The organism is Novosphingobium guangzhouense (assembly GCF_002896965.1).
GTDB classification, from domain to species: Bacteria; Pseudomonadota; Alphaproteobacteria; order Sphingomonadales; family Sphingomonadaceae; genus Novosphingobium; species Novosphingobium guangzhouense.
On record NZ_LYMM01000028.1, the window covers coordinates 47,351 to 60,876 of the forward strand.

The window sequence follows — 13,526 nt, forward strand, 5'->3', positions numbered from 1 at the left end:
ATCTTACTTGTTGCTGCCTTCTACGGTCGCGCCAGAAAGGCGACGGCTCAGTTCTATCCGGCGATGGCTACGCATTTTGAAGGTGTCTGGCCCAACGCGCCGATACTCAATGAAGCCGAGAGAACGCCAAAATCGCTCTGCCGCTTCATTCGCTTCCAGCACGGCCAACCGAATCTCTGTGGCACCTCTCGCAGCGGCCCAGCTTTCGACCGTCGAGTAAATTGAGCGTCCGACGCCACGACCACGCTGTGCGGCATCTACGATCATGAAGCCGAGATACCATGTGCCATCACGCGGATAATCGCGGAGGATGGCCGCGATTGCATATAGGCCGCCAGGCCCCTTCCATCCCAGGACAGCTTGATTGTGGGCGCTCTTTTCGGGCGGCACATCGGAGAAAAGCTCGCGAGCATCGTCCAGCGTGGGCGCGGCCCCGTCCTGCAACAGGAAATAGTCGCTGCAACGGTTGTACAGGTCTGCAACGTCTGCGGCGTCCGCTTGGGTAAGTTTGATCGGGGCTCCCGTCATCATCATCGCGTTTTGGCAGCAAGCACGCGCTGACCGTAATCCCGGAGTTCCCCGTTGGGACCGACATAGCGGTAGAGAGTGACGCGCTCGATCCCGAGTTCCTTGCAGAGGTCGGAAACGGACGTGTCGCGTTGGGCCATAGCAGCCTGAGCGAGCCGCACCTGGGCCTTGGAGAGGGCGAACTTGCGGCCACCCTTGCGTCCCCGCGCGCGGGCAGCGGCCAGGCCAGCCATGGTGCGCTCGCGGATCATATCCCGCTCAAACTCCGCCAGTGTGGCAAAAATGCCGAACACCATCCGGCCCGATGGCGTCGTGGTGTCGATCTGCGCGCCCTTGCCGGTGAGCACCCGCAGACCGATACCGCGATCCGACAGATTCTGCACCGTGCTGACCAGGTGGGTGAGCGTTCGGCCGAGCCGGTCGAGCTTCCAAACGATGAGGACATCGCCGTCGCGCAACGATTTCAGGCAGGCGGCAAGACCGGGGCGATCATCACGGCTACCGGATGCACGATCATCATAGATATTGCCTGGCTCGACACCGGCAGCGCGAAGGGCATCGTGCTGCAGGTCGAGCGACTGCGAGCCGTCGGCTTTGGACACGCGGGCGTAGCCGATCAGCATGGATCACAAACGAAGGTTTGAGGCGGTGACGAACATGAGCACATAAGATTGGGCTATTGTGTATCTTAACCAGCATCTCAATCAAGCTATCTCAAACCGTAGCTCGGAAAGAATAAGGAGCATGTATGCCGCGTCGCGTGACCCTGACCGATCGACAGCGCGAGGCGCTGCTTCACTTGCCGGTCGATCAAGGTGAGCTGCTGCGGCACTATACCCTCAGCGATGAGGATCTCGGGCATATCCGCCAGCGCCGGCGCGCCCACAATCGTTTTGGCTTCGCGCTGCAACTGTGCGTCCTGCGCTACCCGGGCCGGGTGCTCGCTCCTGGCGAGTTGATCCCGGCGCAGGTATCGGATTTCATCGCGGCCCAGCTCGGCCTGACCAGCGACGATCTACTCCTCTATGCCGCGCGCGAGGAGACCCGGCACGAGCATCTGGCGGACCTTCGCCGAATCTACGGCTATCGCTCCTTTTCGGGGCGGGGCGCACGGGATTTGCGCGAATGGATCGCTCGGGAAGCCGAGGCGGCGACATCGAATGAGGATCTTGCCCGTCGCTTCGTTGCGGAGTGTCGCCGCACCCGCACGATCCTTCCCGGCTCCTCGACGATCGAGCGCCTTTGCGCCGATGCGCTGGTTGAGGCCGAGCGCCGGATCGAGGATCTTATCGCCCATCGCATCACGCCAACCCTGAGCGAGAATTTGGCTCACCTGTTGGAGGATACGGTGGATGGTCGCGTCACGCGCTTCGTATGGCTGCGACAGTTCGAGGTTGGCGCAAATTCAGCAGCCGCTAACCGGCTGATGGATCGACTGGAATATCTTCAAAGGTTCGATCTTCCGGCGGATTTGCTGGACGGCGTGCCGGCGCATCGTGTGACCCGGCTTCGCCGGCAGGGCGAGCGCTATTACGCCGACGGCATGCGTGATCTGCCCGAAGACAGGCGGCTTGCGATCCTCGCTGTCTGCACCCTGGAATGGCGGTCATCGCTGGCCGATGTCATCGTGGAGACCCACGATCGCATCGTAGGCCGTCTCTATCGGGCCTCCGAACGCCTTTGCAACACCAGGATCGCCGACGAAAAGGCGGCCGTTCGGGACACGCTGAAGTCCTTTGCCGAAATCGGTGGTGCTTTGCTTGGAGCGCAGGACGATGGCACGGCCCTGGACGGGATAATCGCCACCGGGCCTGGCTGGGAACGGTTCAGAACCCTTGTCGCCACGGCCTCCGCGCTGACCAACGTGCTCGCGGCCGACCCGCTCAGCCGTGTGCTGGACGGCTATCACCGTTTCCGCCTCTACGCGCCCAGGATGCTGCGCCTGCTCGACATGCAGGCGGCGCCGATCGCCACGCCTCTTCTGGCGGCCGTTGCGATGCTGCGTAACGGGATCAAGGTCGATCCGCCGGTGGATTTTCTACGTCCCAACTCGAAATGGCATCGTCATCTTCGCGCTGAGCCCAGCGGCGACCACCGGCTTTGGGAAATCGCGGTGCTGTTCCACATCCGCGACGCCTTCCGGTCCGGTGACATATGGTTGGCGGGATCGCGCCGCTATGGCGACCTCAAGCAGCTTCTGGTCCCGCCACAGGCGATAGAGCAGACCGCGCGGCTCGCCGTGCCGCTGCGACCCGGCGAATGGCTGGCCGAGCGCAGGGCTCGACTGGATACACGGCTGAAGGAGTTTGGCCGCGCGGCGCGAACCGGCACGATCCCAGGCGGCATCATCGAGAACGGCAAGCTGCACATCGACAAGCTGAGGGCCGACACGCCCGAAGGGGCCGAGGATCTCGTGCTCGATCTCTATCAACAGCTCCCGCCCGCGAGGATCACCGATCTGTTGCTGGAAGTCGATGAGCGAACCGGATTTTCCGAGGCGTTCACGCATCTGCGCACCGGCGCGCCCTGCAGCGACCGGATCGGCCTGATGAACGTGTTGCTGGCGGAAGGCGTCAATCTCGGTTTGCGCAAGATGGCGGCGGCGACCAACACGCACAGCTTCTGGGAATTGCTGCGGATCGCGCGCTGGCATGTCGAAGGCAGCGCCTATGATCGGGCGCTCGCCATGATCGTGGAGGCCCACGCCGCCCTGCCCATGGCCGCCCTCTGGGGACAAGGGCAATCGGCATCCAGCGACGGGCAGTTCTTCCTTGCTACCGAGCAGGGCGAGGCGATGAATCTGATCAACGCGAAATATGGCAACGTCCCGGGCCTCAAGGGATACAGCCATGTGTCCGATCAATATGCGCCGTTCGCAACCCAGGTGATCCCGGCAACGGTCAGCGAGGCTCCCTATATCCTGGACGGGCTGCTCATGAATGACGCGGGCCGCCGCGTTCGCCAGCATTTTGCCGACACGGGCGGCTTCACCGATCATGTGTTCGCCGCCTGCGCCTTGCTCGGCTACAGGTTCGCCCCCCGTATCCGCGATCTCCCTCAGAAAAGACTCTATGCCTTCACGCCCAACGCGACGCCGGCCAATGTGCGAGCGCTGGTCGGAGGTAAGATCAATGAACCGCTCATCGAGCGCAACTGGCCCGACATCCTGCGCATCATGGCGACGATCGCAGCGGGGATCGTCGCCCCCAGCCAGATTCTTCGCAAGCTCGCCTCTTACCCGCGCCAGAATGAGCTGGCCCTCGCATTGCGAGAGGTGGGCCGCATCGAGCGAACCCTGTTCATGATCGACTGGATTCTTGATGCCGGCCTCCAGCGCCAGGCTCAGATCGGCCTCAACAAGGGTGAGGCCCACCACGCCCTAAAGCGCGCCATCAGCTTCCACCGCCGAGGTGAAATCCGGGATCGATCCGGCGAAGGCCAGCACTATCGCATCGCCGGAATGAACCTGCTCGCCGCCATCATCATATTCTGGAACACCATGAAGCTCGGCGAGGTCGTCAATACCCGGGCCGCCAGCGGTACCCATATCGCGCCTGATCTACTCGCCCACGTCTCGCCGTTGGGATGGGAACACATCAATCTAACCGGGGAATATCGCTGGCCCAAATCCTTAGCGTAGGATTCCGCCCCCTCCCGCAAACGCCCCCTACGATTGAGAAGCGCGGCGGAATCTCTTAGATTGATCGCTGGAGGCTTTGTTCGCGGAGACGCGCACATTGCCTTCTTTTCGTTTTAGGAAGCGCTGCCCTAAGCGACAGAAGCCAGAGCTTTGACAATGCGGCATTCCGCGATGGAGCCGACCATGTATCTTGATCCTATCGGTGCAGACACGCGATGATGGCGGTCACGACGGCGGTGGTTTCCGCGACGTCGCGCACCCTCACTGTGTCGAGGCCGATTTCAGCAGCGGGATAGTCATTCCCACCGGGGAATATCGCATCCCCAATGAACAGCATCCCGTCGAGCGGGACACCGCTCTCGGCACTCAGGCGCTTCAGGCCATAGCCCTTGTCGATCCCTGCTCTGGTCACGTCGATCGATGTCGTGCCACCGAGATTGATCGAGAGCTCCGGCAGCTTCGCGCGCAACGTGGCCTGCAACGCGGTCCTCTTCTTTCGGTCAGGATCCCACGCTTCCTTTTCCTTCAGCGGCGCTGCCTGCCCCAGGCCCGAAAAGGTGATCTGGCTGCCCCGGTCCTCGATCCGTTCGCCCCAGATACGTTCGTCGGCGAGACCGGCATCGGTCAGCGCCTGATCGAAGGCCGTGCGGATCTTCGCCTTCTCCGCGTCGTCGAACAGTTCGGCATAGACCGCGCGCCAAGCGCCATTGATGAACCGATAGAGTTTCGTGCCTGTGGTCGGCATCAACCAGAGACGGTCGAGCGCGACGCCGGCAGGAAGGCGCGAGGCGATCTGCTTTTCGAACTGCGGCCAGTCCCCGCCCGAGATCACCGCCACATCCGTGATGGCGAGCAATCGGGCGAGGATTGCGGCCATATCCTCCGATAACGGCCGCTTGCTCTCGGCAAGCGTGCCGTCGAGGTCGAAGGCGATCAGCCACTTCATGCCGCCTTCCCTGCCGGATCGCGGTAGGCGAGCAGCCTGAGCGCATTGATGACGACGAGCAGCGTCGATCCCTCATGAACCGCCACCGCTGGCCCAATGCCGAGGCCGAGGATGGTAGCAGGCACCAGGAAGGCGACGACACCCAGGCTGACGAAGACGTTCTGCCGGATGATTCCACGGGTATGGCGGCTAAGACCGACTGCGAATGGCAGGTGCGCCAGATCGTCGGCCATCAGCGCCACGTCGGCTGTCTCCAGCGCAACGTCCGACCCCGCCGCGCCCATCGCGATGCCGACCGTGGCGCTTGCCATCGCCGGCGCATCGTTCACGCCGTCGCCCACCATCGCGACCTTGTCTTCGCCGGCGAGCTTCTTGATCGCGGCAACCTTGTCTTCGGGCATGAGGTCGCCCCACGCTTCGTCGATCCCGACTTCGTCGGCGATCGCTTCGGCGACTTTCTGGTGATCGCCGGAGATCATTATCATCCGCGACACGCCCATCTCGTGCAGCCGACGCAACGCGGTCTTGGCAGCTTCGCGAGGCGTGTCCATCAGGCCGATCGCGCCCAGGTCGCGGTCCCCCTTGCGGACCACCATTGTCGTGCGGCCGTTCTCGCGCAGCTTCGCGATTGCGTCCTGCGCGCCCTGCCCCAGCGCCGGAATGCCCTCACTTCCGAACATCTCGGCCTTGCCGATCCACACCGTCTCGCCATCCACGCTCGCGGTGACGCCCCGACCGGTCAGGCTCTTGAGGTCGCCGGCAGTCGGCACGGCACGATCGTTCAGACGTTCGCGGCCGTCCTTGACGATCGCTTGGGCCAGGGGATGGTCGCTCAACGCTTCGACGGCGACAGCCAGCGCCAGCAACTCGCCTTCATCGGCGCCATCGACGGGCACGACATCAGTGATGCGCGGACGACCTTCGGTCAGCGTGCCCGTCTTGTCGAAAGCGATCGCTTTGAGCGACCCGAGGTTTTCGAGCGGTGCACCGCCCTTCACGAGCACGCCGCCCCGCGCTGCACGGGCAACGCCCGACAGGACCGCGCTCGGCGTTGCGATCGCGAGCGCGCACGGGCTTGCCGCCACCAGCACCGCCATCGCGCGATAGAAGCTGTCGCGGAACGGCTCGTCGACGACCACCCATGCGAACAGCAGGAGCACTGACAGGACCAGGACGGCGGGCACGAAGATCCGTTCGAACCGGTCGGTGAAGCGCTGCGTCGGCGACTTCTGCGTCTCCGCTTCGCTCACCATCTTCACGACCTTGGCAAGCGCGCTTTCATTGGAACGGCGTGTCACCTCGATCTCGATCGCGCCGCCGCCGTTGATCGTACCAGCAAAAACCCGGCTTTCCGCGTCGACTGCATCGGGCTTGGCGCGTGCCGCTGCGGCATCTGCGACCGGCACCTTGTCGACCGGGATGCTTTCACCCGTGACCGGGGCCTGGTTGATCGCGCTGGTGCCCTTGATGACGAAGCCGTCGGCAGGCAGGCGCTCGTTCGGGCGGACGATGGCAATGTCCCCGACGACCATCTGCTCGACCGGGATTTCGCTGGTCTGCCCGCCGCGTCGCACGGTCGCGGTTTCGGGCGCGAGCTTCGCCAGCGCCTCGATCGCCTTCTTGGCGCGGCCCATTGCATAATGCTCAAGCGCATGGCCGAGGCTGAACAGGAACAGCAGCAGCGCACCTTCGGCCCATGCGCCCAGCGCAGCGGCGCCGGCCGCAGCGACCAACATCAGCGTGTCGATCTCGAACTTCTTCATCCGGAGGTTGTCGATCGCCTCGCGCAGCGTGAAGAATCCGCCGAAGAAATAGGCTGCGATATAGCAGGCGGTCGGCAGCCATTCGGGCGCGCCAGCGACCAGCCTCTCGATCGCGTAGCCGATCCCCAGCAGCGCGCCACAGGCGAGCGCGAAGATCAGCTCGGTATTGGGGCCGAGAAATTCGGCGTGGCTATGGTCGTGGCCATCGCCGGGGCCGTGCTTCTCTTCGCCCGCGCCGTGGCCCCCGGGGCCGTGGTCGTGGCCGGCATGTTCATCGGCAGCGACCCGCTTGCCCACCCTCACCTTCAGCTTGCGAAGCGCAGCGCGCACCTCCTCTTCGGTGGTTTCGCGGCGATCATATTCGACCCGGACAGACCCGCTGGTGCTGGCGCTTGCCTGGACCACGCCGGGCAAGGCGCACAGCGCATCGCTGACCGTGCGCGCCCGACGTTCGTGGTTGATCCCCGTCACCTGCCAGATCGCATGGCCGTAGCGCTCGGTGATTTCGGCACCTGCGGCGCGCACCATTTCGCGCAACCGTGGCAGCGGCAGCTTGGCGGCATCGAAATGGATGCACAGCGCCGCTGGCGTGTTGCCGTCGAGACAGATCACATGCGCCCGCTCGACACCTTCGCGCTTTGACAGGGTTGATACGAGACGGTCCAGGCAGGCATCGGCCGCGTCAGGAAGGTCCGGCAACAACACTGGAATGTCGAGTTCGAGCTTGTCGTTCATGACGACCTCCTTTCGCTTTTCTTGGTTTCGGCGCGCGCGTCGCGCAGGATTTCGACACCGCCCTTGATGGCGATGATGGCGGTGGCGAAGCCGACCAGCAGGTCCGGCCAATTGGTACCCAACCACAGCACCAGCACGCCGGCGATCAGGATGCCGCCGTTGGAAATGAAGTCGTTGAAGCTGAAGGTGGTTGCGGCCCGGAGATTGACGTCCGGATCCTTGAGGCGCTGGAGCAGCCGCAGGCAGAGGTAATTCACGACGCCGGCGATCGCGGACATGACCATCATGGTAGGTCCGATGGGCTCGCTGCCCTGCACGTAGCGCCGTCCGACATCGATCAAGATGCCGCCCGCGAAGATCAGCAGCATGACGCCCGAAGCGACCGCGGCGCGTGTCTTCCATGTCTGGCCCCGGGTGAGCGCCACAAGGCTCAGCGCATACACAGCCGTATCGGACAGGTTGTCGACGCCGTTGGCGATCAGCGCGCTCGAGTCCGCGAAGAAGCCGGAAACGAAGAAGCCCGCAGCGATCGCCGCGTTCAGCAGCAGGACGATCCACAGTGTGCGGCGCTCCTGCCCGCCATTGTTGTCGTTGCCCGGGATCATCCCATCATCTCCTCAAGTGTCAGCAGGGCCAGGAAGCCGACGAAAAACATCGAGCTGATGAGCGGGGTGTCGGGTTTCTCGTGCGCCTCGACCAGCAACTCCTCCGTGACGAGGTAGAGCAGCGCCATCAGCCCGAAGCTGAGGAAGCCGGCGATCATCACCGGCGACAGCGCGGCGACAGGCACGGCAGCGAGCGCGCCGATCGGCAGCAGCAGGGCCAATGCCGAGACGATCACGATGATGCGCAAGCGCGAGCGATAGGTTTCCGCCAGCTCGTCGGTCAGCGTCAGTCCCAGAAATAACACTTCCAGAGTGAGCGCGATCGTCAGCAGGAGACCTGCCTTCTCGCCCGCCACGAAAGCGAGGCCGAGCACCAGGCCGTCGACCAGAATGTCGATGCCGATCGCGGCGAGTAGCGCCATCGGCCCCTTGAAGCGGGCCTCAAGAGCCTTGAGCCCCAGCATGGTCGCGACGCCCGCCGCCCCGCCGATCAACGTCGCGCTGGGCGATGCCTCATGCTTGACCTGCGGCAGGATTTCGGTCGCTGCCGCCGCGAACACGACGCCGGCAGCGAGATGCTGTAGGCCCGCCACGAGGCCAGGTTTCAACTTGGTGCGGCTCGCGACAATCGCGCCGAGCACGACCGCCAGCACAGGCGCAAGCGTATAGAGCAGTGCCTGCATTTCCTAGGACTCCTCCGGGGTTCGGTGGCAGACGCGGATCTTCCCGCGTCGCGTGAACGCGATCGATCCGCCCGCCACGACAGCCCGCGAATGGTCGCCGCGAAACTCGTCACCGGTTCGCTGCGCGCGCAGGATCTCGGTCCTGCCCTTCGGCAGCCAGGTGACGGCCATTTTCAAGCCGTCATCGATGAAGTCGACATCGGCGCGTGTGCCGTCGTCGCAGTACATGATGCGCTGCGCGATTAGTTTCGACGTCAGATGCTTTTCATGCGCCGGCTCGGTAGGCTGGGTCGGCGCTGGATTACACGCCCCTATAACCGCCCCGGAGACGAGAACGACGCCGAGGCGCGCGATCGCCAGACCGGCCCGATTCAGGCCGCACAAGGTTGTCACATTTGAAATCGACGTGTCAGACATCGGTCTCTTCCGACGAAGCGCCCTGTGGCGTTCGAAGGCAGGGCAGTTCATCGCGTGCCTTCCTGCTCGCAGATCCGGGTACGGCCATCGCCTTCCACGATGGTGAGCTGCGACCCCTTGAAGGTCGCGGTGGCTGTTTCGCCGACATATTGCAGGCCCTGCGCTGGCGCGGTCAGCATCATCGGCGGTCCCCCGTTGGAGCGCCGCAAATCGATCTGCAGGCCGTTGTCCTTGTAATCGACGAACAGCGGTTCCCCGTCGGAACAGCGATATCTATGCCGCCCCATTTCCCCGGTCGCCACGGCGCTGTCGGGCGAATGGATCTGCTGCTCCGTTGGCGGGGCTGGCGGCTTTCTTTCCGAGCACGCCGCGAGCCCGACAACGAGGATGACGGCGGGCAGCACCCGCTTACAGTGCATCATCATCGCGCCTTCCTCCTGTAGCGGAAGGGGACGCGCTGACGATTGATAGCCCGGGCAGGCTGACCTACCCGCCAGCGGAGATAGGTTGCGAGGCGATCGTCAGATTCGACCATCAGGGATCGCAGGCGGCGCAACATCATCGCCGCGAACGGCAGGGAGAGCGCCCCGCGCAGCGTGCAGCTATGCGTTAGCCTGGTGCCGCCATCGTCCCCCGCCAGCTCGTACCGCTCTTCGAGCGTGAACAGATAGGGGATGCCGCAGGACCAAGCGAAGGCGTGCGGTTTATCGAATCGATCAATCCGTGCTGGCGTCCGAATTGGCCGGGTGATGCCCTGGATCGCAAAGGTGCATTCTGTGTCGCCGAGCCGGGACGGATCATCGAGAAATACGAGCGGACTCCACGCCCGGCGATGATCCGGATCGGTGAGTGCCGACCAGATGCGCAGTGGCCCGCCGTGAAGCATCGAGCTGGTTATGGTGCGAGGCATATCCCCATCTCCCAGAGATGGGCGGGGCGATCGCGGATCGCCCCGCCCATCCATCAGGCCAAGTTGTTCACGAAGGTCTGACCGTGGTCGTCCCCTTCATGCTCCTCATTGTAGTGCTCGGGTTTCTCGATCACTTTCTGCCCGAACCGGGCATAGAGTGTCGGCAGCACGAACAGCGTAAGAAGCGTCGCCGAGATCAGACCGCCGATGACGACCGTCGCCAAAGGCTTTTGAACCTCTGCGCCGGCGCCTTCGCCCAGCGCCATCGGCACGAAGCCGAGGCTGGCGACTAGCGCGGTCATGATGACGGGTCGCAGACGCTGCATCGCGCCAACATGCGCGGCTTCCTCGCGGCTCATCCCTGATCGGATCAGATCTTGGATCGAGCTGACCATGACGAGGCCGTTGAGGACCGCGATGCCCGAGAGGGCGATGAAGCCCACTGCCGCCGAGATCGAGAAGTCCATGCCCCGCAGGAACAGCAACAGGACGCCGCCCACCAGCGCGAAAGGCACGCCGGTGAACACGATCGCGGCGTCGCGGACCGATCCCAACGCCCCGTAGAGGAGCAGCAGGATCAAGATGAAGCAAGCCGGAATGACCAGCTTCAGCCGTTCGCTTGCCGATTGGAGGTTCTCGAACTGGCCGCCCCATTCGAGATAGGTGCCGGCAGGCAGCCGGAGTTGGCTGCCGATCGCCGCCTGCGCATCCGCCACGACGGATCCGACGTCGCGGCCACGCACGTTGGCTTGCACCACCACGCGCCGCTTGCCGTTCTCGCGGCTGATCTGGTTCGGACCATCGACCACCTTGATCTCGGCGACGCTGGACAGCGGTACATAGCCGCCGCCTGCCACCGGCACCTGCACCTGTTGGAGCAGGCCGATGTCGGCACGCTGCGCCTCCGACAGGCGGATCACCACGGGGAAGCGACGGTCGCCCTCGAAGATCTGGCCCGATGTTCGCCCGCCGATCGTCGCAGTCACGGTGTCCTGCACATCCTGAGCCGTAACGCCCAACCGCGCCATCGCGTCGCGGTTGACGCGAATGTCGAGCATGGGAAGACCGGTCGTCTGCTCCACCTTCACGTCCGCTGCGCCTTGCGTTCTGCGCAGCACCGCCGCGATTTGCTCGGCCGTCCGGTTCATCTGGTTGAAGTCGTCCCCGAACACCTTCACCGCGATGTCGCCGCGCACGCCGGCGATCAGCTCGTTGAAGCGCATCTGGATGGGCTGGGTGATCTCGTAGGCATTTCCCGGAATCTTCGCGAGATTACCCTCGATCCGGCTGACCAGCTCCTCCTTGGGAAGCTCAGGATCCGGCCAATCCTTGCGCGGCTTCAGGATGACGAACATGTCGGTCGCGTTCGGCGGCATCGGGTCGGCCGCCAGCTCGGCGGTGCCCGTCTTGGAATAGACGAATTGCACCTCCGGCTGCTTCGACATCATCCGCTCGATCGGCACCTGCATCGCCTGGCTCTGCTGGACCGACGTTGCCGGAATGCGGAGCGACTGGATCAGCAAATCGCCTTCGTCGAGCTGCGGCAGGAACACCGAGCCGAGCGTAGTGAAAGCAAGCGCCGCCACCACAAGGCTTCCCACACCCGCACCGATCGTCAGCGTCGGGCGCTTCATGGCCCGGTCGAGACCGGGTTCGTAGCGCTTCTTCAGCCACGTGATGATGCGGCCGTCCTTCTCCTCGACCTTCTTCGACAGCCAGATCGCAATCATCGCCGGCACGAAGGTGAGAGAGAGGATGAAGGCGAAGGCGAGCGCGATGATGACGGTCAGCGCCATCGGTCCGAACGTTTTACCCTCCACGCCGGTCAGCGTGAGCAGCGGTACGTAGACGAGGATGATGATTGCCTGCCCGTACACAGAGGGACGGATCATCTCACGCGCAGCGGCTGCCACGGTCGCGAGCCGTTCCTTGACGCTGAGCAATCGGCCTTCATGATGCTGTTGCTCGGCAAGCCGGCGCAGCGCGTTTTCGACAATGATGACGGCGCCGTCGACGATCAGACCGAAGTCCAAAGCCCCAAGGCTCATCAGATTGGCCGAGACCCCAGCGCGCAGCATACCAAAGCCTGTCAGCATCATGGTGATCGGGATGACCAACGCCGCGATCAGGGCCGCACGGAAGTTGCCGAGCAGCAGGAAGAGCACGACGATGACCAGCACCGCGCCTTCGGACAGGTTTTTCGCGACCGTCTTGATCGTCGAATTGACCAGCTCGGTGCGGTTCAGCACCGGCTGAATTACGACGTCAGGAGGCAGCGAAGCGTTGATCGTCTTCAGTTTCTCAGCGACCGCGGTCGACACGATGCGGCTGTTCTCGCCGATCCGCATGATCGCCGTGCCGACGACGACTTCGGTACCGTTCTCCGATGCCGAACCCATGCGGATCGCCTGACCCGTCTTCACAGTCGCAACTTGTTCGACCGTGATCGGCACGCCGTTACGTGTCGCGATCACGGTCCTGGCCAACTCGCTGGCATTGCGAACGAGCGCATCCGAGCGAACAGCCAGACCTTCGCCATTGCGATTGACGAAGCCACCGCCGACGCTGGTGTTATTGCGCTCCAGCGCATTTCCCAGGTCCGTCAGCGTGATGCCGAGCGAGGCCAGCTTCTGCACGTCGGGCACGACGAGGAACTGCTTGGCGTAACCGCCAATCGAGTCGACACCGGCGAGGCCCGGTGTGGTCTTCAGAAGCGGCGTCACGATCCAGTCCTGCGCGGTGCGCAGGTAGGTCGCCTTGTCCTCTTCGGTCGTCAGTCGCTCGCCCTCTGGCGTGATGTAGCTGCCATCGGGCTGTTGGCCCGGTTCACCGGGCTTGTGCTTGTCGTCCTCGCGATGATCGAGACGAACGGTGTACATGTACACCTCGCCCAGGCCTGTCGCGATCGGACCCATTTCAGGGTTCACGCCGTCGGGCAGATTCTCTTGCACGCCCCGCAGACGCTCGCCCACCTGCTGGCGGGCGAAATAGATGTCCGTCGCGTCCGAAAAGACCGCCGTGATCTGCGCGAAGCCGTTGCGGCTCAACGAGCGCGTATATTCCAGGCCGGGGGTGCCGGCGAGCGCGGTTTCGATTGGAAACGACACCTGCTTCTCGACCAGCTCGGGCGAGAGGGCAGGCGCGCGGACGTTGATCTGGACCTGATTGTTGGTGATGTCCGGCACCGCGTCGATCGGTAGCCGGTAGAGGGAAAAGGCGCCGATGGCGGCGACGATGACGGTGAGGAGCAGGACTAGCCAGCGCTTCTCGACCGCCCAGGTTACGATACGGGCGATCAT

The 13,526-nt window shown here is 63.9% G+C and carries 11 protein-coding genes; 1 reads left to right on the forward strand and 10 read right to left on the reverse strand.

Annotation, left to right across the window (positions count from 1 at the left end; all coding sequences use genetic code 11):
• Positions 1–3: 3 nt before the first annotated feature.
• Both A8V01_RS08955 and A8V01_RS08960 read right to left on the reverse strand, forming a co-directional pair.
• Positions 4–534, reverse strand: coding sequence for a GNAT family N-acetyltransferase (locus A8V01_RS08955; protein ID WP_007686150.1), 531 nt, complete (start codon positions 532–534; stop codon positions 4–6).
• Positions 531–1,151 carry a recombinase family protein gene (locus A8V01_RS08960; RefSeq protein WP_008832583.1) on the reverse strand — a complete coding sequence of 207 codons (621 nt, stop codon included), beginning with the start codon at positions 1,149–1,151 and terminating at the stop codon, positions 531–533. The genes A8V01_RS08955 and A8V01_RS08960 overlap by 4 nt, the downstream gene beginning before the upstream one ends.
• Before the next feature lie 125 nt (positions 1,152–1,276).
• Here A8V01_RS08960 and A8V01_RS08965 point away from each other — a divergent pair, with 125 nt between their 5' ends.
• Positions 1,277–4,168: a Tn3 family transposase gene (locus A8V01_RS08965; RefSeq protein WP_036526748.1), complete on the forward strand. Its 2,892-nt coding sequence runs from the start codon at positions 1,277–1,279 to the stop codon at positions 4,166–4,168.
• Positions 4,169–4,364: 196 nt separating this feature from the next.
• On the opposite strand, the gene A8V01_RS08970 is transcribed toward A8V01_RS08965, so the two are convergent.
• From A8V01_RS08970 to A8V01_RS09005, 8 genes are read right to left on the reverse strand one after another with little or no spacing between them, the layout of a single operon-like run.
• On the reverse strand, positions 4,365–5,114 hold the full coding sequence (locus A8V01_RS08970) for an HAD-IIB family hydrolase (RefSeq protein WP_004212890.1): 750 nt from the start codon (positions 5,112–5,114) through the stop codon (positions 4,365–4,367).
• On the reverse strand, positions 5,111–7,612 hold the full coding sequence (locus A8V01_RS08975; protein ID WP_004212886.1) for a heavy metal translocating P-type ATPase: 2,502 nt from the start codon (positions 7,610–7,612) through the stop codon (positions 5,111–5,113). Before A8V01_RS08975 ends, A8V01_RS08970 begins: the two co-directional genes overlap by 4 nt.
• A complete protein-coding gene (locus tag A8V01_RS08980; protein ID WP_004212885.1) occupies positions 7,609–8,217 on the reverse strand; it encodes a cation efflux transmembrane domain-containing protein in 609 nt (202 codons plus the stop codon). Before A8V01_RS08980 ends, A8V01_RS08975 begins: the two co-directional genes overlap by 4 nt.
• A complete protein-coding gene (locus tag A8V01_RS08985; RefSeq protein WP_004212882.1) occupies positions 8,214–8,900 on the reverse strand; it encodes a ZIP family metal transporter in 687 nt (228 codons plus the stop codon). Before A8V01_RS08985 ends, A8V01_RS08980 begins: the two co-directional genes overlap by 4 nt.
• A 3-nt stretch (positions 8,901–8,903) precedes the next feature.
• Positions 8,904–9,317, reverse strand: coding sequence for a hypothetical protein (locus A8V01_RS08990; RefSeq protein ID WP_004212881.1), 414 nt, complete (start codon positions 9,315–9,317; stop codon positions 8,904–8,906).
• Positions 9,318–9,364: 47 nt separating this feature from the next.
• Positions 9,365–9,742 (reverse strand): hypothetical protein, encoded by a 378-nt coding sequence (locus A8V01_RS08995; protein ID WP_103095546.1) that lies wholly within the window; start codon positions 9,740–9,742, stop codon positions 9,365–9,367.
• Entirely contained in the window at positions 9,739–10,227 is a 489-nt protein-coding gene (locus A8V01_RS09000) for an SRPBCC domain-containing protein (RefSeq protein ID WP_004212879.1), read from the reverse strand. Before A8V01_RS09000 ends, A8V01_RS08995 begins: the two co-directional genes overlap by 4 nt.
• A 53-nt stretch (positions 10,228–10,280) precedes the next feature.
• Positions 10,281–13,526 (reverse strand): efflux RND transporter permease subunit, encoded by a 3,246-nt coding sequence (locus tag A8V01_RS09005; RefSeq protein WP_004212878.1) that lies wholly within the window; start codon positions 13,524–13,526, stop codon positions 10,281–10,283.